We start from the raw sequence: 1104 nt of genomic DNA, 5'->3' as shown, positions 1-1104 counted from the left end.
TCTTACCTGCTCCCTGCTCCCTGCTCCCTGCTCCCTGCTCCCTACAAACCCAAAACTTTGTACCTAACTGAAGTGCAAACCGCGCTCAATGCTTACTACAAAGCCGATCCAAGCGTTCCAGGTAAGATGTATACTCGCTTTTTTGGGATTTCACCTCGGGACACTGTCAGTCTCGATCCAGAACATCGGTTACTTCTGGAAGTTAGTTAGGAAGCCATGGAAAATGACGGGCACATTCCAAAACGGTTACAAGGTGAGTCTACAGGAGTTTTTGTTAGTATTACTGTAAATGATTATCAAAAGAGATTATAAAGAGATTATTACACAAGCTGAATTAGATGATATTGTCCCCTATGATGTCACTGGGTTTTAAATCAAGCTAGGAGATCCAAAGATATTAATTGCTGATATCCAAAATAAAGCAGATCCAGTATTAGCCATGAAAAATTACCTAATCGATATACACAAACCTTTAAATAAAAGGTAGTGATAAAGATGTAGTGATTTGGCTACGGCATAATGGAGGTTTCGGGAGCTAAAATTACTACTTGTGTACCACTACCAAATAAAATGGGATTGGACTATCTAATGTCAATTGAGCTAAGAAGTAAAATTTCAAGTGAGCTAGACGTGGATGTTTCAATTCCAAAAACTATGGAATTAATCACCATTGCTGCTATTTAAAATTAACTCAATTAACAACTAAATCAAAGCGATCGTACAGATAATAGTAAATCAAAGAACTGGATCAAGGTAGAACTATGAACTTAAGTCAATTATTACAAGACATTTCTCTCAAAGGAGTTAAATTATGGAATAATGGAGGAAAGTTAAGAACTGAAGGTTCCCAAGAAGTACTGACCACTGATGTTATGGCCGAATTAGAGCAGTATAAATCAGAAATATTACAGTTACTAAACGAAAATCCAGATATATCCCAAGTCCATTCCCTCTCTTATGGTCAAAAAGATATCTGGTTTTTGTGGCAGCTATCACCCCAGAGTCATAATTATAATGTGTCATTTTCGGTTCGGATCTACTCCTTGGTAGATCTAACTATTTGGCAACAAGTTTTTCAAGCTCTAAGGGAAAGGCATCCGCTAC

Annotated in this window: 2 protein-coding genes and 1 pseudogene; all 3 read left to right on the top strand. The window is 37.4% G+C overall.

Translation table 11 applies throughout. The features are described 5' to 3' along the window. On the top strand, positions 1-210 hold a 210-nt coding region (locus tag F6K49_RS51965; protein ID WP_293110850.1), incomplete at its 5' end, for a hypothetical protein. 309 nt (positions 211-519) lie between these two features. Further along, positions 520-684, top strand: coding sequence for an acyl carrier protein (locus tag F6K49_RS51960; protein ID WP_293110848.1), 165 nt, complete (start codon positions 520-522; stop codon positions 682-684). 77 nt (positions 685-761) lie between these two features. After that, a pseudogene (locus F6K49_RS51955) lies at positions 762-1104 on the top strand (hypothetical protein); the annotation flags it as partial.

It is taken from the genome of Moorena sp. SIO3I6 (assembly GCF_010672095.1).
This window is presented reverse-complemented; position numbering and strand designations above follow the sequence as displayed.